Source organism: Occallatibacter riparius (assembly GCF_025264625.1).
Lineage (GTDB): Bacteria > Acidobacteriota > Terriglobia > Terriglobales > Acidobacteriaceae > Telmatobacter > Telmatobacter riparius.
Genome location: NZ_CP093313.1, coordinates 3,427,506 through 3,448,438 on the forward strand (window position 1 = coordinate 3,427,506; position 20,933 = coordinate 3,448,438).

Genomic DNA, 20,933 nt, shown 5'->3' on the forward strand with positions numbered 1-20,933 from the left:
TACGGGAAGACGTATGCGAGAGTTCCGTTGTTAACGCCAGCCTGCGAAAATTCCCTTCGTGCAAACAACAAGGGGAGCCGAAATGGCTCCCCTCTGATTTCGGAGTCACGCTTTAAGCGGTTAGCTTCTCGAGTTGTTCCGGCTTGGTGATGGTCAGGCTGGCGCCGCGAATCTGGATCCACTGATCGCGGCGGAACTGATTCAGGAGCCGCGTCACGGTCTCGCGCGATGTGCCGGCCATGTTGGCGATCTCTTCATGCGTGAGCGCCATGGTGAAGCGGAGTTCGGCGCGTCCGTTCGAAGCGGCGCGACCCCAGTCGAGCAGGAGGCGAGCCAGTCGTCCCGCGGCCGAGCCTGACAACGCAAGCCGCTTGGCGTCGTGGAACACTGTCATGTACTCGCCGGAGAGCGACTGTGCGGCATGCATGCTGGCGATTCCGTGGCGCCCCAGGAAGTCAATGAACTCCTGCTTGCGCATCGTTTTCACCGAGCACGGCTCGATGGCTTCCGCAGTTACTTCGTGCGGAACATTGGCAAGCACGGCGCTGAGCCCCATGACATCGCCGGGGCCGGCGATTTTGAGGATCATCGTCTTGCCGTCGCGCGATGTGGAGGAGATCTTCACCTGGCCGAAGCAGATGATGAAAACGTTGCGCGCCTGATCGCCTTCATTGAACAGCTTGGCGCCGCGCGCGTGGCTCATCATGATTCCAATCCCATCGAAATCTTTCAGAGCCTCCGGTGTCAGATTACAGAACATCCGAAGGTGACGGTGCTCGCAATTCAGACAATCTTCCGGCGGGTGATGAGAGTGCAACGAAGCCATATTTTTTCCCGGTGACTTACTCAGAAGTATAGCGCAAGGAGACGTAAGTTCATCGGTTTTAAGCGATGAAAAGCCCTGTAGGGCCGACATGAGTGCTGTACCTCACTCGTGTGGGCCTAACCGGCTCAAAATGCTCTAATTAGCTCTCGGAAAAACGGCTGCGGCGGGTGCGCGCGCAGTGTGCAAGGCTGCACGCATGATAGGCGCGCGATACCTCGCGGGCCAGTTCTTCCAGTAATTGCATCCTCAACGGCGGATGGCTTTCGAAGGCTTTCTGCAAGGCTTCCATCGGCAACATAAGGAGCGAGCCCGCAACTTGTCCCAGCAGGGAATAGGTATGCAGGTGATCGCCCAGCGCAGCTGCCAGTTCAATCAACTCGCCGGGGCGCGCGGTGCCGAGCGTGATGCGGGAAGTCAACCGCTCGGTGCGCCGCTGAAGCTGGCCCTGGATGACCAGATAGAGCCCCGCGCACGGAGATCCCTGCCGGAAGATAACTTCTCCGGCCTCGAATGTGATGGTCTGGGCGGCCGCCGTCAGAAGGTTGGAAATGGCAGGTGGGCAGGCCAGCAGTTCCGATACCGGGTGCGCTGCCGTAGCTGCCATGATTCTTGCCCTTGCCTCTGCTGCCATAGCCGCATCTCCCCTGCTTCGGGCGCGTTCCTCGCCCCTGCGGTACGATACTGCCGCATTCCATCTGCCCGAGATTCCCTGGTTTTTCATGCAACCAACTCCGAGCAACCCAGGTTTTATCGCGATGCACCAATGCTGGCACCTGTCCGCGCGTACTCCACAGAGGAGAGGCGCGGTGAACAGGCGCAAATTGCTAACCCACGTTAGCCGCCAATTCTGCGTCGGGCTGAATCTTCTCCGTGTCCGCAGGAGCCGGAATGCAGAGCACGGGCGCGCGCGAGCTTGCGAGGAGCGTGAAGACCGTACCGTGCGGGCCCGGCGAATCGCTCTTCCGCTTGACTCCGGTTACCAGAATGCTGGGGCCGTACTGTAGCACCGCGCGCGGAATTGCGTCCTCCGGCGGGCCGTCTTTCACGATGCAGCGCACCGGGAACTCTGCGGATTCCTTGATGCCGAAATCGGCCAAAGTCGTGGCGCATGGGTTCAGGAACGCCGAAGCTTCAGCAGAGGTGCGCGCGTGTACCACGATCAAAGTACGCCTGAATGTGGCTGCCAGCGAACTCGCGACCTCGACGGCGGCCTGCTTCGCATCGTTTTGATCGATTGCCAGCATCACGGGTCCGCCGGGGATGGGACGGTTCTCACCGGCGTTCCAGTCGGCAGCTACCGCCAGGACCGGGCAGGTGGAACGGCGTACCAACTGCTCAACGATGGCGCCGACGGCAACCGGGCCCGCGCCCTGGCTTCCCTTGGTCCCGATGACGATGAGTCCTGCTTCGTACTGGCTCGCTACCTCGAGAAGCATGTCAACGACGGCACCCTGGCGGAGCTCGGAATGGCTGTGAATCCCTTCGCGGATAAGGTCGGCCACCATGTTGTCGAGCACCGAGCGCGCCTGCTCAGAGATGTGCCGCAAGACGTTCCCGGGAACGGAGTCTACGGCGGCGTATTCCAACGGATCTGCCCCATGCGCGAGCACAATGCGCGCGCCATAGGCGCCAGCCAGTTTGCGTGCGTACTCGAGGGCCGCCTCGGACGTCCCTTGCAGGTCCGTCGCAACCACGATGGTCTTCATCCTGTCGGCAAAACTCATAATTGCCTCCCGGCGTCGCAGGGCCCGCAAAGCCGCTCCATGCCCATTGTTTTCCCGAGTGTGCGCTAGTGCGAACAAGGCAGGCAGTGACACGATTCACCTGCTCTTGTGAGCCAGATCACGTATTCGGGAAAAATTGGGTTGGATTTGAACGTTTACGGTCGCAATCGACTCGGCAGTGTGTACACGGGGCTGATCGATGCATTAGGCTGGCGCGTTATGAAAAACCGAATGTCTGCTCAAACGTTTTTCACGGGGGCATTGCTGGGTCTGTGTGGATTGTTATTCGCCGGCGCGGTGCATGCCCAGGCGCCGGTGCCCGATTCGCCCGAGATCGAAGCCAAAGCTCAGGCCATGCTGTCGAAGCTCGGGCTGGAACAAAAGGTCCAACTGATCGGTGGCGTTGACAGCATGTTCACCAATGCGCTCCCTTCTATTAATCTGCCGCGATTCAAGATGTCCGATGCCTCTGTAGGAGTTCGCACCTGGGGGCCGACTACGGCTTACGCCGGCGGGGTGATGCTCGCGGCAACGTGGGATCCTGATTTCGCGCGCAAGCTGGGCGAGAGCCTGGGCAAAGATGCCCGCGTCCGAAGCGTCAACTTTTTGCTCGGACCGGGCGTGAACATTGCGCGGTCGCCCATTGCCGGACGCAACTTTGAGTATCTGTCTGAGGATCCGTACCTGAACTCAGCCATGGTCGTTCCTTATATCGAGGGCGTGCAGTCACAGGGCGTGATCGCGACGGTGAAGCACTACGCGATCAACAACCAGGAGTACAGCCGCCACGACACCGACGTTGAGGTGGACGAGCGCACCATGCGCGAGATCTACTTGCCGGCGTTCGAGGCCGCGGTGACCAAGGGGCACGTCGACTCCGTGATGAATTCCTACAATCTCATCAACGGTCAGCATGCTACTCAAAACGAGTTCCTCAACCTTAAGGTTCTCAAGGGCGAGTGGGGATTCAAGGGCGTGCTGATGTCGGACTGGGACGCGACCTACGATGGCGTGGCCGCAGCGAACAATGGGCTCGATCTGGAAATGCCATCGCCGCGCTTCATGAACGCGAAGACACTGTTGCCCGCCGTCAAGTCCGGACAGGTCAAGGAATCCACCATCGACGACAAGGTGCTGCGCATATTGCGGACCGAGTTGCGTTATGGATTCACCGATCGTCCGCAGTTCGATCCTGCGAATTCGACCTACTCCATTGCCGATCGTGCGGTGGCTCTGCAGGGAGCGCGCGAGGGCATTACGCTGCTCAAAAACGAAGGCAAGATTCTGCCGCTTGATGCTTCGAAGATCAAGACGATCGCGATCATCGGGCCGGACGCATGGCCAGCGGTTCCCGGCGGCGGTGGTTCCTCGAACGCGACGGCGTTTGAGCCTGTCAGCATTGTCACCGGCATCGCCAACCTCGTCGGACCCAACGTCCGCGTGCTCTACACCCGCGGCCTGCCGGAGATCATGGACGTCTTCTGGCAGACCAACTGGAACGGCCCCGTCCAGGTCGCCACGTATTCCAGCAAAGACTTCACCGGAACCCCGCAGACAGCCAATCAGCCGAAGATCGCCGACTACAAGAACGAATGGTGGGGACCCGCCGACAAGGGCCCGCGCAGTGTTCGCTATACGGCTTCCTACAAGGCCGACAAGGCCGGCCGGTACCTGCTGCTCGCCGACGCGGCGGGCGGCGACAAATACACCATCAGCATCGATGGCAAACAGGTCCTCCAGCAGACGCAGGCCGAGGGGCAGGTGGCCGAAACCGCCGCGCTCGATCTCAACGCCGGCCAAACCGTTTCCGTAGTCGCCGACTATAAGCCCGCCTTCGCCGGTACGCGCCTTGGCATCGGCCTGGTCAACGCCGCCAGCGTCATCTCTGAAGAAGTGAAGCGGTTTGCGTCGATGGCGGACGTGGCCATCGTCGCGGTTGGCTACAACTCCGACTCAGAGAGCGAAGGCGCAGACCGCACTTTCACGCTGCCGTTCGGGCAGGACGCGTTGCTGGAGGCTGTCGCGGCGGCGAATCCGCACACCATCGTGGCGCTCACCGCGGGCGGCGCGGTCGACACCAGCCGCTGGCTCGACAAGGTTCCGGCGCTCCTCCACAACTTCTATCCCGGCCAGGAGGGCGGCACTGCGATTGCGGAGGTGCTCTTCGGCAAGCAGAATCCCGAAGGCCACCTGCCGGTCAGCTTCGACAAGAACTGGGAGGACAATCCGTCGTACCAGTACTACTACCCCATCAAGGGCGCCGATACCGTGCTGAAGGTGCCCCAGTCCGACCGACCCGCCACCAACCTCACCATCGGTCACGTGAAGTATGGCGACAAGCTGATGGTGGGCTATCGCTACTGGACGACGACGGGCAAGCAGCCGCTGTTCCCGTTTGGATTCGGGCTCAGCTACGCCACCTTCAGCTTCGCGAACATTCAGGCGCCGTCGACGGGTAAGGCGGGCGAGCCCGTCACTGTCAGCTTCAACGTGACCAATAGCGGCAGCGTGGCAGGAGCCGAAGTTGCGCAGGTTTATGTCTCGGATCCCTCGGCGAAGGCGCTGCGGCCGGAACGCGAGTTGAAGGGCTTCGAGAAGGTGCGGCTCGCGCCCGGCGAGACTAAGCATGTTTCGATTACGCTTGACGCTCGCGCGTTCAGCTACTGGGATGAGTCCTCGCACAAGTGGACCATTGATCCAGGTAAGTTTGTGGTGCGCGTGGGCGACTCCAGCGAAAACACGCCGCTCGCCGCGGACGTCACCCTCAACTAGCCCCTCTCCCTCTCTTTGCCAACTTGGGCCTGCCGCGAATCGGCAGGCCCTTTTTCGCTCCTCAAAATACTGAATATCCTCGGAGCTCTCGCCCCCGGTCCGTGAATCAAGCTGGAACCCGATGACGGAGGTGAGCGTATAAGTTCGCGAGGTGTCTTATGCGTCGATCGATTTTGGGGGTCATTCCGGCCATTGTTCTTTGTGGTGCCGTTTCGCTTGCGATTCCGAGCTTTGGGCAGAATTCGGACTTTAACCTGAACGTCCATGCCAATTCGAATGTGACGGCAAAGGATATTGGGCTGCCGGTATACCCGGGCGCGACGCCATTCAAGGACAAGGACAGCGACTCATCGGCGGCGGACTTGCTCTTTCTGATGAACAGCTTCCACTTCAGCCTGAAGGCAGCAAGCTTTGTGACCACGGATTCGGCGGATCGAGTGCTTGAGTTCTACAAGAAACCGATGTCGAAATTCGGTGAAGTGCTGGAGTGCAGCCACGGGAAGCCGGTGGGATCGCTGACCGTGACGAAAAGCGGGCTGACGTGCGGCGACGGCAAGAGCGGAAACGTGACGGTAAATGGAAGCGACAGCGATCGCGAACTGCGGGCGGGGACGCCTGAGCAGTTCCGGATCGTGGGCGTTGAGGGGACAAAGGACGGCAAGACCAAGTTTGGTCTCGTGGCACTGGTGCTTCCGAAGGACGAGTCGAAGAAGTAAGCGGTCTCGGATCGAGTGCCTGCGGATCGGCGTAGACGTGGTTACTTCCAGGCGGCAACGACAATCCCGATGCGGACTGGTGACAATTTGAGTCCATCGGCACGGTTCTGGAAATAGAGCTGGTTGAGACCTTCGTGATCGAGCTGTTCGATCCTGCGGAAGCCGGCCTGGCGCAACTCATTGTCCATCTGCTCGGGCGTAAAGAAGAGCTGAAACGGCTCGCCGGCCGCCGCTACGCGCTCGGCCAGGCGGTCGAAGATGGCGCGCCGCTCCGGCGTTAGCGTCTCCGGTGGCAGGCTGTAGTCGAAAGCCACGCCGGTTCCTTCGGGCAGAGTTCCGATAGCCGCCAGCGTCGATCGGAACGCCTGAATTGTCAGGTAGGGAGCAACGCCTAACCAACTGAAGAAGGCCGGCGCCGACTGGTTGATGCCGGCGTCAAACAGACTCTCGAGCAGAGTTTTGTGCTCGAAATCGAGTGGGACGAAGGTGAGATTGGGCGGCAGAGCGATGCCGGCGGCAGCCAGCATCTCGCGCTTGGCGTCCTGCGTGGCGGGGAAGTCGGCCTCGAAGACGCGGAGGTCAGGGAAGGGATTGCGGTACGCAAAGGTATCGAGCCCAGCGCCGAGGATGACGTATTGGCGAACGCCCGCTGCGATGGCCTTGACGAGATGATCTTCCGCAAAACGGCTGCGTGCGGCAAGGTAGGCGCGGAAATCACGGGCCACCGTGTGCGACGCCCGTTCGAGGTCGCGTGGATAGTCCTGGCCGATCAGCTTTACGGCGACGGGATCGACGAGCACGGGCGGGTCATCCACCAACTGGTGCGCCGCGCGGCGTATGGCCACGCGCAACGCGGTTCGGCTCGCTTTCCCGTGCTGCATCTGATTGCAGAATAACGGAGCACCTGCGGTGCGGCCACCTGCGGCTTCGCCGCAAAGCGCTTTCAGGCAGTGTAGGACCGGACAGGCACGCACGTAGGATGGGCATATGAACTGGATTTTCTGGGCGCTACTTTCGGCGCTGTTCGCGGCCGCAACCGCGCTGCTGGCCAAGGTTGGCGTGGCCCACGTCGACTCGAATCTGGCTATGGCGATACGGACGACTGTGGTGGTCGTGTTTGCCTGGGGGATCGCGCTCGCGCTGGGCAAACATGGCGAGATACGCGACCTGGACCGGCGAACGATCCTCTTTCTCACGCTGTCCGGCCTTGCGACGGGTTTGTCGTGGATCTGCTATTTCCGCGCGCTGCAGCTAGGGCCGGCGTCGCGGGTCGCTCCCCTGGACAAACTCAGTGTCCCGCTGGTGATGATCTTCGCGTGGTTACTGCTGGGAGAGAAGCTGACGGGGCCGGCTATTCTGGGCGGCGCCCTTATCACTGCTGGAGCCGTCGTGATGGTGCTGGGCTAGGCGAGGCGGGCGATTATCCTTTCTTCAATGACAGATGCTTCAAGAGAGCAGGGCCATGAGCTGGTATCGGTGCGCAGGATTGTGCTGACCGGGTTTATGGGGTCGGGCAAGAGCACGGTGGGACCGCTGGTGGCGGCGCGGCTGGGATGGCGCTTTCTGGATGTAGACGACGTGATAGTGGCCGAGGCTGGCATGGCGATCAGCGACATCTTTGCGCGCCACGGCGAGCTTGCGTTTCGCGAGATCGAGCGGAATACGATTGCGCGCCTTGCTGGCGAGGATGGGCTGGTGCTTGCGCTGGGTGGCGGGGCGATTGAAGATGCCGATACGCGGGAGCTTCTGCTGCATGCGCCTGGGACTATCCTGGTTCATCTTGAGGTGGCACTGGAGACGATGCTGGCCCGATGCTCGGGTACCGACGGTGCACGTCCAGTGTTGGCCGATCGGGCGAATCTTGCTGCGCGGTATGAGCGGCGCCTGCCGCTGTATCGTGCTGCGCATGTGTCTATTGCGGCCGACAGACTGACTCCGGAGCAGGTGACGGACGCCGTGGTGCAGGCAGGCCGAGCACGGCGCTTGGTATGATGGAGAGAAGGCCCTGATGGTGTGGGGCACTTCCCTCTGAGGTTTCTCTTTTCGCCAGAATGGCGCCCCACTCGGCAATCCCGGTAAACCTTGCTCCGGCTTCAACGCCGCATGAGCATCACCATATCCCTGTCCCGCAGCCGGGGGTAACGGCTCGTCTCATATCGGACTTGCGCGAGCTGTTCAAGGTTCGGGTGACGGGACTGGTGGTGATTACCGGATGGGCAGGGTTTTACCTGGGATCGATGCAGTCGGGTATCTCGACTTTGCAACGAGGGCTGATCGACACGCTGGTGGGCATCGGGTTGGTTTCGGCGGGCGCGGGCGCGTTGAACCAGTGCCTGGAGCGGCGGAGCGATGCGCTGATGAAGCGCACGGCCGATCGGCCGCTAGCAGCGGGGCGGTATCCGCTCGGGCTGGGGATTGTTGCTGGATTGGGAGCCCTTGCGCTGGGCGGGGGCTGGCTGGCGCTTCACGCCAATTTGCTGACCGTGGCGCTGGCCCTTTTGACGGCGTTTACGTACGTGGCGATTTACACGCCGCTGAAGCGGGTGACGACGCTGGCGACGTTCATTGGGGCATTTCCGGGAGCGATGGGGCCGATGCTCGGCTGGACGGCAGCGCGCGACCAGATTGAGTGGCCCGCGGTGGCGCTGTTCGCGATTTTGTTCGTGTGGCAGTTTCCGCATTTCATGGCGATCGCGTGGATGTATCGCGACGAGTACGCGAAAGCCGGCATTAAGATGCTGCCGGTGGTGCAGCCCGACGGCTGGTCGACGTTTGTTGAGGCGCTGTTCTATGCCGTGCTGATGATTCCGGTGAGCCTTGCGCCCTGGAGATTGGGCATCACGGGTGTGGCCTATGCGCTTATCGCAGGCCCGCTGGGGCTGGTGTACCTGGCGTATACGATTCGGTTCGGGAAGATTCTGCGCACGAAAGATGCGGCGGAGAGCCGTATGGTGGCGCGCGACCTGCTGAAGGTGAGCGTGATTTATCTGCCGCTGCTGATGACCACGCTGATGCTGTGCGCCATTGCCAAACACTAAGGGACGGAATGACGACTGCGGCACAAACTGAGAAGCGCGGGCCGGTCGCTGCTGCCGGCGTGATTGCGATTCTGGCGATCAGCGTCGCGGCAACGCTGTTCCTGTTCTGGCTGATCTATGTGCATCCCGCGTCTGACCAGGCCGGCGTGCGGATGGCATTTCTGCCTGCGCTGAATGCCTTGCTGAACGGAGCTAGCGCGACGGCGTTGCTGATTGGGTTTCTGTTCATTCGGTCGCGGAAGATTGTGGCGCATCGGCGATCGATGTTGATGGCGTTTGGATTCTCGACGCTGTTTCTGATCGGCTATATCGCGCACCATGCGCTGCATGGAGATGTTCGCTATCCTGCGCAAGCCGCCTATCGCGGTATCTACCTTTCGATTCTGGCCAGCCATATCGTGCTCTCGGCGGTGGCGCTGCCGATGATTCTGATTACCTTCTTCTTTTCGCTCACCGGGCGTTTCCCGCAACACCGGAAACTGGCGCGGTGGACGTTCCCGATCTGGCTGTATGTTTCGGTTACGGGCGTGATCACTTACGTGATGCTGCGCCTGGCGATGAGTGGGAGTTAGCCTGAGATGCCGATGGTGGAGCGCGCGCCAAATCGTACGACGCGGATGACCGATGGGACGCCCGAACTGCTGAAGTGGGGCGGGTCGATCGTTGGAACCGGCGTACTTGCGGCGTTACTGCTGTTGACGGCACTAGGCGGCGTATCGCGGACCGGAGCGCATACGAACGGCGGCTGGTTCGCCCTGATCGTCGCGATGATGTGCATTCCGTTCGGCGGGCTGTTGCTGCTGCTGGGGATCGCGAAGTGGCTGCGGAATCGCTCGCTGGCGCGCGCTCGGCACTGATTGCGCCGCAGCGCGAACGTCGCGGCCCGGCGTTTATACTTTCGAAGATTGCTGGGGATCTCTGAAACGAGTCTGCCGAGGGAGACCGGCTGCTGCGGTGTTCCTGGATGGATTCGCGACAGGGCCGACCGCGCGGCTAAGCCGCGCGACGAGCAGTCGCGGCAGAGAAGATCCCAGTCATCGAGGCCACTGGCGGTCAATGCACCTTCCCATCAAGCGCACACTGGAACGCGTACCGGGCGGCATGATGACCATACCGCTCGGCTGCGGCGCCGTCATCTCCACGTTTGCTCCGCACGCGGGCAGCTTTTTCGGCTCGTTCACGGGGGCGCTGTTTAGCGGTGCGCTGCCCATTCTCGCCGTCTTTTATGTATGCATCGGGGCCACGATTTCGGTGCGATCGCTGCCTGCCGTGGTGCGCAAAGGTGGAGCGATCTTCTGCACCAAGATCCTTCTCGGCATTGCCGTGGGCGTGACCGTCGGCCACTGGATTGGCATCAATCCGATCGCCTCGGGATGGTTTACCGGCTTTTCTACTCTGGCGTTCGTTGCGGCAATAAACGATACCAACGGCGGCCTCTACATGGCCCTTATGACCCAGTACGGCCGGCCTGAAGACGCCGCTGCCTACTCGATCATGGGCCTGGAGTCCGGTCCATTTTTCACCATGGTTACTCTTGGGGTGGCTGGGCTGTCTGCGTTTCCCTGGCAGACCCTCGTCGGCGCGGTCCTGCCTATTGCCGCGGGCATGCTGCTTGGGAATTTGGATCCAGATCTGCGCCACTTCCTTGCGAACGGTGTGCACGTGCTGATCCCATTCTTCGCGTTCGCCCTCGGCGCAACCCTGAATCTCAAACTGGTATGGCGAGCGGGCGTGGCGGGCCTCGCATTGGGAATCGCTGTCCTTGTGGTCTCCGGTTTTTTCCTCGTCCTCATCGACCGTCTCACCGGAGGAAACGGCACGGCCGGCATTGCCGCATCCACCACGGCCGGCAACGCCGCGGCTGTCCCAGCGCTAGTAGCCGCAGCGAATCCACAGTACGCCGCGGCAGCCGCTACTGGCACGCTGCTCGTCGCGTGCAGCGTTATTGTCACTGCCCTCGCCGCTCCCTTTCTTACCGCCTGGTGGGCTTCGCGGAATGGCTCCCGCGGCACCACACTCGAACTCGCCGGCCAGGGAGTAGAGCGTGGCTGAAATCATCATCATCGCCGATGATCTGACAGGCGCGGCTGACTCCGCGGCAGCGTGTGCAGCGCACGGGCCCACGGCTATCGTTACGCTGGGCTTGCCGCAAGACTGCACAACCTTGCCCGACAGCGACATCTTATCCATCGATGCCAATACGCGCTGTCTTTCAGCCGGTCAGGCCGCAGGCATTACTTCCCAGATTGTTCGCGCCCGCCACGACCATCGCGCACTTCGGCCCGGCAGTCTTATCTTCAAGAAACTCGATTCGACTCTGCGCGGCCATTTCGCAGCGGAACTCGCCGCCGTTCTGAGAGAACTGAACGCGATTGCACCGGCCGGCGAAGAGCATTGCATCGTGATGGCACCTGCGCTTCCGGCGCAAGGCCGCATCACCATCGGCGGACGGCAGATCGTCGATGGCCGGCAACTCCACGAGGGCGATATCCCCGCGCAACTCGGTGCAGCGGGGCTCTCGTGCCGCATCATCGACATTGCGACGGTCCGTGCGGATGCACGCAGCCTCGAGCAGTTGATGGTCATGCTGTCGCACCAAACGGACGTGCTCCTCTGCGATGCCGAAAGCGATGACGATCTGCGCCGCATCGCGGAAGCAACCATGGTCCTGGGCGATCGGGCCGTGTGGGCAGGTTCCGCCGGCCTTGCCGCGCATTTGCATCGCGCCGGGCGACTATCTTCAACCACCGGGCAGCCGCAACAAGTCGCGGCGACCTCCAGACGCCCTACTCTGTTCGTGGTGGGCAGCGTCTCGTCCGTGTCGCGCGAACAGGCCGCGCTGCTTTCTGCGCTGCCCGATGTGACCACGTTCCGTCTCACGATGGCGTCGGTGCTGAGCTCCACGGTGAACGTCGCGCCCGTGCTCACGGCGCTGCAATCGCGGCGCGATGTGCTTGTCGCACTCGATGACAACGAGCGCTGCTCCGAAAGCGAATCGACCCTTCTCACAAAGAATGTTGCCAGGATGCTCGGGCCCTGTGCCGCGCTGCCTGGAGCAGTTGTGGCGACGGGAGGCGAAACAGCCCGTGCCCTTCTCGATGAATTGGGCATTCGCCGCCTGCGCATCGTCGACGAAGTTGAGCCCGGCATCCCCTTTTCCATGGCTGAAGGCTGGACGCGTCCGCTGCCGATCATCACCAAGGCCGGCGGCTTCGGATCATCGGGAGCACTGATCCGTTGCCGCGAGTTTCTCTCAGCGCCTGGTCACTCACCCGCGCGTATCCGCGCAGGAAGAACGTCTGTATCCTGAAAACGATATGGCAAAACCCATCATCGCCATCACCATGGGAGATGCCGCCGGCGTCGGTCCCGAGATTATCGTGAAGAGCCTTTCGCACCCGGAGGTGCACGACCTGTGCTGCCCGCTCGTCATCGGCGACGCACAGCGCCTGCGCTCCGCGGCAGAGATCACCCAGGTGCGCATCGAAGTGCGCAGCCTTTCCGATTCCAGCCTCCAGATTGCTCGCTTCGAGCCGCACACAATTGACTGCGTCGATCTTCACAACATCTCCGCCGACCTTGCGTGGGGCAGACTCGCGCGCGATGCCGGCGAGGCGGCCTATCGCTATCTCGAAGTGGCAGCGCGCCTAGCCTTGCAAGGTGAAGTTGCGGCAATCTGTACTGCCCCGCTCAACAAGGAAGCTCTGCACGCTGCGGGGCACAAGTTTCCAGGACACACCGAGCTTCTGGCTTACCTCACCGGCACGCCTGAAGTTTCGATGATGTTGACCACGCCGAAGCTGAAGGTGCTGCATGTGACCACGCACATCGGGCTCATCGATGCGATCCGCCGCATCGAGCCAGGCCTAGTCGAACGCACGATCGCCCGCGGTCACGATGCGCTCGAAAAAGCCGGGATTTCGAATCCGCGCATCGGTGTCTGCGGAATCAATCCACACGCCGGGGAAAACGGATTATTCGGCTACGGCGAGGAGGAAGAGAAGATCGTGCCCGCGATTACAACCTGCCGCAAGCTCGGTTGGAACGTCGAGGGCCCTCTGCCTGCCGATACGCTCTTCTTTCGTGCGCAGCGCGGGGAATTTGACCTGGTGATTGCCATGTACCACGACCAGGGCCACGGCCCGGTCAAGGTCCTGGGTATCGAGTCCGGGGTCAACATCACTATCGGCCTGCCTGTTGTGCGAACCTCCGTCGACCATGGGACCGCCTTCGACATCGCAGGCACCGGAAAGGCCGACGAGCGCAGTCTCATCGAGGCGATCCGCCAGGCGGTGCAGCTCGCACCCGAGTGGAAGTCGGGCAGCCTCGCCTATCGCTAATCCACTCTGGAGTTCTTGCCCATGGAGTCCAATGCCGTACGCAACCTGCAGCGCAGAGAGTTTCTAAAACTGGCTGGTGCCGCGGGGTTTTGCGGTCTTCCGCCAGCCGGTCTTGCCGCAGGTATGGGGCGCGTTTGTCTGATCATCGACCCGGAGAATTCAGGGGCGTCAAGCCCAGCGGCGAAGAGAGCCGCGGAGTGTCTGACAAAAGCGCTCAACGCAAAGGGTATAGCGCACGAACTGGCTCGGGGATCGGAACCGACAAAAGGCGCAGGTTTCTGCATTGTTCTGGCGAACTCTGAATCGCCCCTGGCCAGGGGGTTCCCTCATGCAGAACTGACCAGGGCTGAGAGTCTGCGGATCGCGCCGGGAAGAGTGGGAGGCGTGGCCGGCATTCTCGTTTCGGCAATCGATACAAGGGGATTTGTATACGCGCTGCTCGAATTGGCGGAGCGGGTGCAATATGGTGATGACCCGCTGAAGTCGCTGCAGTTGGCTGCCGCACTGCAAGACCAGCCCGCGAACGAAGTGCGTGGCGTGAGTCGCTATTTCTGCAGTGAGCTGGAAGACAAGCCCTGGTATTACGACAGGAGCTTCTGGAGCGGATACCTGGACCGGCTGGTTGCGAGCCGCTTCAACCGGTTCACGATGGCTTTCGGGCTGGAGTACGATTTTCCGCGCGGGGTGACGGACGACTACTTCCATTTTGTCTATCCATATCTCGTTGATGTTCCTGAATACCCGCAAGTGCGCGTGATTCAAGTTGCCGCCGCTGACGGAACCAGGCTGGCAACTCCGACTCCGCTTAGCGCAGACGAGCGCGCGAAGAATCTGGATATGCTCCGCTTCATTGCAGCCGAAACGGCTGCGAGGGGTTTGCAGTTCCAACTGGGCATCTGGACACACGCATACCAGTGGACAGAAAGCCCGGACGCATATCACCGTATCGAAGGATTGACGCCGGAGAATCACGCGCACTATTGCCGCGACGCACTCGCGATGATTTTGAGATTGTGTCCGGAGATTCAGGGGCTCACCCTGCGCGTGCACGGTGAGAGCGGAATTCCCGAAGGAAGCTACGCGTTCTGGCAAACGGTGTTTGAGGCAATCGCCGGTGCGGGACGGACCATCGAGGTCGACATGCACGCGAAGGGCGTGGATGAAAAGATCATCGACATTGCGGTCGCTACGGGTATGCCGGTGAAATTGGGAGCCAAATACTCGGCCGAGCATCAGAGCCTTGGATATCAGCAGGCCGACATTCGCGCGCTGGAGATTCCTCATGGGCAGTTATCGAAAGCGAATGAAGACCTGTTTCGGTTCAGTAGCGGCTCTAGAAGCTTTACGCGTTACGGCTACGCGGATTTCCTGCGCCAGGGCACGCGTTACAAGTTGTGGTTCAGGCTTTGGCCGGGAACCCAGCGGCACCTGCTCTCGGTGGATCCCGAGATGGCTGCAGCATACGGGCGCACCGCGAGCTTTTGCGGAGCCACAGGCCTGGACCTGATGGAGCCCCTGACCTTTAAAGGGCGCGAGGGCTCAGGCCAGCAGGGAGGACGTTGTGCGTACGTCGATCCATCCCTGAGTCCCAGCCAGGATTGGGAGAAATACGATCTCTATTACCGCGTCTGGGGTCGAAGGCTCTACAACCCGGATGGTGCCCCTGAGACGTGGCGCCGAGCCATGCGCACGGAGTTTGGCTCCGGCACCGAGGCGACAGAGAGCTCACTTGCGCACGCAAGCCGGATTCTTCCTTTGCTGACCTCCGCACATCTGCCTTCGGCAAGTAACCACGATCTATGGTACGAACTCCCGACGAATATGCCGATCGTGGAGGGCAGCGAGCCCTCTCCTTATGGAGACACGCCGGTCCCGAAGATATTCGGGGCCGTCAGTCCGCTGGATCCGCAGATATTTTCGAGTGTGGCCGAGTATGTGCAGTCGCTGGTTCAGGGCGCGCCAAGTGCGAAATATTCACCGATCGATGTGGCGAGATGGCTGGAGCAGTGCGTCAGCAATGCGACGCATTGGCTAAACACAGCGACACGCACAACAACCGCGCGCGGCGGGAGTGCGTTCAGGCGGATCGAGGAGGATGTGCTGATCCAGATCGGATTGGGGACGTTCTTCGCGCATAAGCTGCGGAGTGCGGTGCTCTACGATCTCTTTCAGCGAACCGAGGATACAAGCGCCGGCAATGCGGCGATCAAGCATTATCAGCAAGCGAGAGATGCGTGGTCCTCAATGGCGCAGCGCGCGAAGAACGTTTATCGCGCGAATGTGTCCTACGGCAGCATCCCGAAGCGGAGCGGCCACTGGTTCGACAGACTGCCGGAGATTGATAAGGATCTTGCCGCAATGAAGGCAACGATTCAGTTGAACCAGGCCGAGACAAGCTCCCGCCGAGGGGCGGCTAAAGAGATGAATACCCTCGCGGGGACGCGGCGCCCGATGATTTGCCAACATACGCCTCCGCAAGAATTCGCGCCGGGAGAAGTCCTTGCGTTGAGGCTCTCCGTTCCGGGCCAGGAAGGCACACACGCCTTGCGTACGGTGCGGCTTCGCTATCGGCACGTCAATCAGGCGGAGCGCTGGCAGGTGTTGGACGCGACCAGCGCAAACGGCGCGTATGCGACCGCGATTCCGAAAGAATACACAGAGAGCGGGTTTTCGCTAGAGTATTACTTTGAGCTGGCAGACGGTAACGGAAGATCGTGGATGTATCCGGCGTTCAATGAGAGTCTATCGAACCAGCCTTATTTCGCGGTCTGCAAAAGGGCCGGGCCAAGTACTCTTTGAAATCTGGGCGATGCAGCGTTGGCGATGGCATATTCGGTCCTGCTCTGCGGATTATGCTTGCGCACACATCCGCGACGTGCGCGGGGGCGCACCTTCAGATTGCGAACCTCAAGGACGAATGATCGTCACCACCTTGGAGTCCGGTTCGCTCCACGCGGCCGCTCCCTCGTGGCTCAGGGTCTGCTTCGCATCGTCCCAGTGGAGATGCGTAACTAATCCGGAGCCTTTCTCATACGCATAGGTCGTACCATCGTCAGAAAAGAGGGTGAAGTCCGAGTCTGCTCCCGGGTACACACGAACGGCAGCTATGTCCTGTTTTTCCTGGGTGCTCAGAATGCGCGTGCCGAGCGGCACAATCGAGCCCGCCCGAATGAAGAGTGGGAGCGTATCGATCGGCGCAGCAGCGGTGATGGTTTGTCCACCTTTGATCCGTTCGTTGGTCCAGTAGTTATACCAGTCACAGCCCGCCGGCAGATAAACGCGACGGCTCGTCGCTCCCTGCTCGACCACTGGTGCTACAAGGAACGCGGGGCCGAACATGTATTCATCGCGAATGTCGGCTACGTTCGGGTCATCCGGAAAATCCATGAACAGCGCGCGCATGAAAGGAGCGCCGGTTTGATAACTCCTGTATCCAAGCGAGTAAGTGTATGGCATGAGCTGATAACGCAGGCGCAGATACTTCTCGAGGATGGGTTCGGCCTCTTTGCCATAGGACCAGACTTCATTGTGGTCTCTCTCTCCGTGCGCCCTCATCACGGGCTGGAAGGCGCCCCACTGGAACCAGCGCACAAACAGCTCCGGATAGTCCTCATACCCGTCGACCGTGCCCCGTACATCCGATGCGTCCACCAGCGGCTTGTGTGCGGCGTGATAATTCGCATAAACCTGAGGTGAGAAAAAGCCAGCGATGTCCGTGTCCCAGTACGGCATTCCGCTCGCCGTAAAGTTCAGCCCCGCCGGAATGGAGCGCTTCAGCATGTCCCAGGTGGAAGTGATGTCGCTGGACCAGAAGACGGTCCCATTGCGTTGCGCGCCGAGGTATGCGGCGCGCGCGAGGATCATCACCCGCCGGCTGTCTCCAAAGTCGCGCCGGAACCCCTCATAGACAGAGGCTGTATGAAACAGCGGATAGACGTTGTAATAGCGCGCGCCGGAACCAATGTGGAAAACGTCATTTTGCGGGTCGACGTCCGGCTCCGTCTCGTCCAGCCAGATGTAATCGAACCCGTACGGCTTTACATATCGGTCTCGGATCGACTCCCACCACCACTTCGCCGCTTCAGGATTCGTGGTGTCAAGATTCGGTCCAACCTCCTTCGTGTAGCCACCTCGGTCAGGCTTCCCATCCGCCGTGAGGATCAGCCAGCCGTTCTTCAGGAGCATGTCATAGAAGCGCGTGCCCTCTGAAAAGTGCGGCCATACGCTAAGCAGCGTTTTAATACCCATCGAATGTAGTTGCCGGTTCATTGCCGCTGGATCGGGCCAGCGCGCTGGATCCAGATCCATCTCCCCCTGCTTCGTCATGTTCAGGAAATCGACGACCAGCACATCCAGGGGCAACTTGCGGTCGCGATATCCCTTCGCAACATTTAGAAGCTGTTCCTGCGTGGGATAGATCGCCTTGCTCTGGATGTATCCGTAGCTTGCCTTGGGCAGAAGTGGAGCGGCCCCGGTGAGTTGGCGGTACCCTTCATAAATTTCATCGCTCGTGTTACCCGCGATGACAAAGAACGAAACGCGCTCACCAATCTCCGAAGACCACACGTTCTGCTGATTAAAGCCAAGATCGATCGTCGTCTTCGATGGGTTGTCCCAGACCAGTCCATAGCCGTGGCTTGAGACCATGAACGGCACACATACGTTCTCGCCGCCTATCGCCGAATAGTCGTGCCAGCATCGAATGCGATGATCGCGCAGATCCAGATCACCCTGTTGCTGCTGCCCGAGGCCGTAATAGTGCTCGCCTGTGGGCGAATCGAATGTCGCTGCGATGTGGTACCCGGCATCGCCCTTTGTGTCCTTTGATTTCTCCTCGCCCTTTGCCGCATTCGGGGACATCGACCATCGCCGCATGGTCAGCAGAGGCTTGCCCTCCGCGGTGCTCACTGAAAAGGAATCGTTGTAGGTCCCGCGGCTCTCGTATCCGTAGAAGTAGCGGCCTCTCAGTTTCAGATTCAATTCATCGAGCGGCATCGGATGCGGACCCGGTAGAGTCTCCGGAGCAAGACGGACCACCATTCGGCCCGAGCGAAACACATCGTACCCGTCTCCGTCCTTTTCGCGCGTCCAGCCAGCGATCGACGGCGTACCGACGATTCCGTAGCCCGGCGCCGCAATTGCTGAAGACTTCTCTGCGCTCAGAGTGACGCGAACGATGTTAGGGCCGTATGGCTCCAGGGCAATCGTCCGATCATCGTGCTCGACGACAAACCGATTGGCCTGCTGGCCTGCTACGCATGCTGCGGAAATCACGCCAAGTATGATGACGGCGGCCAGGCGAAAACCGATTTGCCTCATTTCTTCCTGTACTCCCCTCGAACGCTAAATGGCATAAGGCTGGTAACAGTATGGCATCGCTTCACACACCCTATATCACCAGATTGCAAATGGGCGGCGCAAAGACGAGGTCGAGTGTGAACTCCGGCGCAATCCGGGCGATCGCCACTCTAGACGATCGCTGGAATGCGGATTGACGCCGGAAATTATGGAACCGGGGAGGAATCCCAATTCAGTTGTTGAAGGACCAAAGCTGGTTAGCAGCCCCGGTGACCGTTTCCTGATCCAGCCCTGTGCCGTTCAGCAGAGTTCGGGAACCGCTGCCGGAGATAGCCGCGGGAACGCCCAAAGCCAAGCCGCTCTTCTGGCTCAGCAGCTCGTAATTGCCGTTGCCCATACTGACCACCTTCCAAATCTGGTTGGAGGTGTTGGACCAATACCATTGATCGATCTTGGCTCCAGAGCTTGTCGATCCTCCGTACACGTCCATGGCCAGGCCGCTGTAGGCGCTGGTCAGGTAGATATAGTTGTTCCCCAGATTGGTCACGGTCCAGGTCTGGTTGCTACCACCGGTGGCAGGCCACATGTCCAGGTACGTTCCTGCGGTCTTGCTGAACCCGTAATCGTCGATCGTCAGACCGGTCTGATAGTTGGAGATGATGTAGTTGCCGTTGGCGATGAGGTTCGCGGTGTTGGTTGAGGTTTGTGGGATGACCACTGCCACCGAAGTGTAGGCCGGCACCGTGATGCTGAAGTTGTTGCCCACTCCGCTGATGGAACTGGAGCCAATACCGGAGTTCGGCGTGTTGGCTCCTGGGGAGAAGTTGGCGTTGCCGAAGGTGTATTTGGTGCCGATTGTGGAGAGTGCCGCCCCGGAGACGCTTATCGAAACCGTGGTGCTGTTGTTGGGATCGTCGTTGATGAGAACCACGCCGACCTGGCCGTCCGAGCGCCGCACTCCATGCGCGCGCAGCAGCGAATTGGACGAACTGGCCGAGACCAGCCGATCTCCGGGGCGCGCCACCAACGAGTCGAACTGCACGCCATACCACGGGCCGTCGGGCGTGTTCGTCGATGAATCCTCGAAGACCCCGCTATTCAATTCCTGATAGTCGACGTTCGACGCTCCCTGTTCGAACCAGGAGAGGTACTGGTCGGCGGTGAAGAGATAGGGGTAAAGTCCGCCGTTGCGGTTTGCAGCCGCTTCGGTAACCAGAATCTGAATCTGGCTGCCGTTGCCGAGGGTGTAGTACTGCTGGATGGCGGAGCGAAACGTCGAAATCTCGGAACTGACGGTCGCCGGGGCGGCCAAAACCTGCGCATCGGTTCCGTTGGGATACCAGTGATCGATCACGAAATCGAGCGTGTAGCCAGAACCCTGGAGAGCGCTGGAGAGGGCGGTCAGCACGCCCTGATTCCAACCTGGAACATACGGGGAAGTGCTGAGGTATACGCCGCACTTGATATTCGGATCGACCGCCTTCATGGCCTTGATGAACGCCGCAGCGTTGGTTCCATATGCCGAGGGCGAAAGAGCCGAGTTGCCCACGCGGGCCGACGCAGTCTGATTCAGGACGTGCAGGTCGTACTCCCAGTTAAAACCGGAGTAGTAGCCGTTGCCATAGATCTCGTTGCCGATCTCCCAGTACAGAATGCCGTCGTTGTTGGTAATGTTGGCGTACTGCACCCAGCTCGCGGCTGTGCTGGTAGTACCCGGCCCGTTGTTGGTTGTGTTCGAGCCATAGTTGATCGTGATCACTCCCTTGGCTCCGGAGGGCCGAATGAGGTCGGCGATCCAGTTGTCGAAGGTATCTCCGGGGGCGAAATAGCCACCGTTATTCAACGTGTTGTTGCTGCCGCTGATGAAGTTGAAGATGTCGGCATACGAGCCGCCAGGGTAACGGATGGCATTAAATCCGCCCGTTTTCAGCGCGGCTCCAAGCCCCTGGTTGGTCATGTAGCCGTCATAGACCGACGAGCCCACGCCATAACCACCCTGGGACGGGACACTGCCCATGTTCGACGCAGCATTGATGCTGACATTGGCGGACGTCTGGGCCGCTAGGGGCGAAGTCACAAGTCCGCAGCCGAGCAAAATCGCTCCAAGAGCAAACATGCGAACGGCGTGTGAGCGCGCGGCTTGTTGAGACGAATACGAGGGGGAGCTCATCATGAGAAAACGATTCCTTTCCGAATCGAGATGACCGGGGAATCCGGTC

General features: G+C 60.5%; 17 protein-coding genes. 11 read left to right on the forward strand and 6 right to left on the reverse strand.

Annotated elements, in window-relative coordinates; all coding sequences use genetic code 11:
• Nucleotides 1-112: 112 nt before the first annotated feature.
• The 3 genes from MOP44_RS13845 to MOP44_RS13855 all read right to left on the reverse strand — a co-directional run bounded on the left by MOP44_RS13845 (nucleotide 113) and on the right by MOP44_RS13855 (nucleotide 2,550).
• Nucleotides 113-706, reverse strand: a complete 594-nt coding sequence (locus MOP44_RS13845) for a Crp/Fnr family transcriptional regulator (protein WP_260790485.1) — start codon at nucleotides 704-706, stop codon at nucleotides 113-115.
• A gap of 259 nt (nucleotides 707-965) precedes the next feature.
• Complete coding sequence (locus tag MOP44_RS13850; RefSeq protein WP_260790486.1) at nucleotides 966-1,457, reverse strand: Crp/Fnr family transcriptional regulator; 492 nt, start codon at nucleotides 1,455-1,457, stop codon at nucleotides 966-968.
• A 193-nt stretch (nucleotides 1,458-1,650) separates the two neighbouring features.
• Nucleotides 1,651-2,550: a universal stress protein gene (locus MOP44_RS13855; protein ID WP_260790488.1), complete on the reverse strand. Its 900-nt coding sequence runs from the start codon at nucleotides 2,548-2,550 to the stop codon at nucleotides 1,651-1,653.
• Between the two features lie 231 nt (nucleotides 2,551-2,781).
• Between MOP44_RS13855 and MOP44_RS13860 the strand changes: the two genes are divergently transcribed.
• Entirely contained in the window at nucleotides 2,782-5,322 is a 2,541-nt protein-coding gene (locus MOP44_RS13860; RefSeq protein ID WP_260790490.1) for a glycoside hydrolase family 3 protein, read from the forward strand.
• Between the two features lie 158 nt (nucleotides 5,323-5,480).
• Complete coding sequence (locus tag MOP44_RS13865) at nucleotides 5,481-6,038, forward strand: hypothetical protein (protein ID WP_260790492.1); 558 nt, start codon at nucleotides 5,481-5,483, stop codon at nucleotides 6,036-6,038.
• A gap of 41 nt (nucleotides 6,039-6,079) precedes the next feature.
• Here the strand turns inward: MOP44_RS13865 and MOP44_RS13870 are convergent, their stop codons facing one another.
• On the reverse strand, nucleotides 6,080-6,919 hold the full coding sequence (locus MOP44_RS13870; RefSeq protein ID WP_260790494.1) for a class I SAM-dependent methyltransferase: 840 nt from the start codon (nucleotides 6,917-6,919) through the stop codon (nucleotides 6,080-6,082).
• A 106-nt stretch (nucleotides 6,920-7,025) separates the two neighbouring features.
• On the opposite strand from MOP44_RS13870, the gene MOP44_RS13875 reads away from it, so the two are divergent.
• The 9 genes from MOP44_RS13875 to MOP44_RS13915 all read left to right on the forward strand — a co-directional run bounded on the left by MOP44_RS13875 (nucleotide 7,026) and on the right by MOP44_RS13915 (nucleotide 16,215).
• On the forward strand, nucleotides 7,026-7,445 hold the full coding sequence (locus MOP44_RS13875) for an EamA family transporter (protein ID WP_260790496.1): 420 nt from the start codon (nucleotides 7,026-7,028) through the stop codon (nucleotides 7,443-7,445).
• 27 nt (nucleotides 7,446-7,472) lie between these two features.
• A complete protein-coding gene (locus tag MOP44_RS13880; RefSeq protein WP_260790498.1) occupies nucleotides 7,473-8,030 on the forward strand; it encodes a shikimate kinase in 558 nt (185 codons plus the stop codon).
• Nucleotides 8,031-8,200: 170 nt separating this feature from the next.
• The gene (gene cyoE, locus MOP44_RS13885; protein WP_260790500.1) at nucleotides 8,201-9,076 is read left to right on the forward strand and encodes a heme o synthase; all 876 of its coding nucleotides are present in this window, start codon (nucleotides 8,201-8,203) and stop codon (nucleotides 9,074-9,076) included.
• A gap of 8 nt (nucleotides 9,077-9,084) precedes the next feature.
• Nucleotides 9,085-9,648, forward strand: coding sequence for a DUF420 domain-containing protein (locus MOP44_RS13890; RefSeq protein WP_260790502.1), 564 nt, complete (start codon nucleotides 9,085-9,087; stop codon nucleotides 9,646-9,648).
• A gap of 6 nt (nucleotides 9,649-9,654) precedes the next feature.
• Nucleotides 9,655-9,933, forward strand: coding sequence for a hypothetical protein (locus MOP44_RS13895; RefSeq protein ID WP_260790504.1), 279 nt, complete (start codon nucleotides 9,655-9,657; stop codon nucleotides 9,931-9,933).
• A 199-nt stretch (nucleotides 9,934-10,132) separates the two neighbouring features.
• Entirely contained in the window at nucleotides 10,133-11,128 is a 996-nt protein-coding gene (locus tag MOP44_RS13900; protein ID WP_260790505.1) for a 2-keto-3-deoxygluconate permease, read from the forward strand.
• The gene (locus MOP44_RS13905; RefSeq protein WP_260790507.1) at nucleotides 11,121-12,386 is read left to right on the forward strand and encodes a four-carbon acid sugar kinase family protein; all 1,266 of its coding nucleotides are present in this window, start codon (nucleotides 11,121-11,123) and stop codon (nucleotides 12,384-12,386) included. The genes MOP44_RS13900 and MOP44_RS13905 overlap by 8 nt, the downstream gene beginning before the upstream one ends.
• A 7-nt stretch (nucleotides 12,387-12,393) precedes the next feature.
• Entirely contained in the window at nucleotides 12,394-13,416 is a 1,023-nt protein-coding gene (pdxA, locus tag MOP44_RS13910; protein ID WP_260790509.1) for a 4-hydroxythreonine-4-phosphate dehydrogenase PdxA, read from the forward strand.
• A gap of 384 nt (nucleotides 13,417-13,800) precedes the next feature.
• Nucleotides 13,801-16,215 (forward strand): hypothetical protein, encoded by a 2,415-nt coding sequence (locus MOP44_RS13915; protein ID WP_260790511.1) that lies wholly within the window; start codon nucleotides 13,801-13,803, stop codon nucleotides 16,213-16,215.
• A gap of 108 nt (nucleotides 16,216-16,323) precedes the next feature.
• Here MOP44_RS13915 and MOP44_RS13920 read toward each other — a convergent pair whose 3' ends face one another.
• Together MOP44_RS13920 and MOP44_RS13925 are read right to left on the reverse strand one after the other, a co-directional pair.
• A complete protein-coding gene (locus tag MOP44_RS13920; RefSeq protein ID WP_260790513.1) occupies nucleotides 16,324-18,735 on the reverse strand; it encodes a glycoside hydrolase family 31 protein in 2,412 nt (803 codons plus the stop codon).
• Nucleotides 18,736-18,946: 211 nt separating this feature from the next.
• Complete coding sequence (locus MOP44_RS13925) at nucleotides 18,947-20,887, reverse strand: RICIN domain-containing protein (RefSeq protein WP_260790515.1); 1,941 nt, start codon at nucleotides 20,885-20,887, stop codon at nucleotides 18,947-18,949.
• Nucleotides 20,888-20,933: the final 46 nt, after the last annotated feature.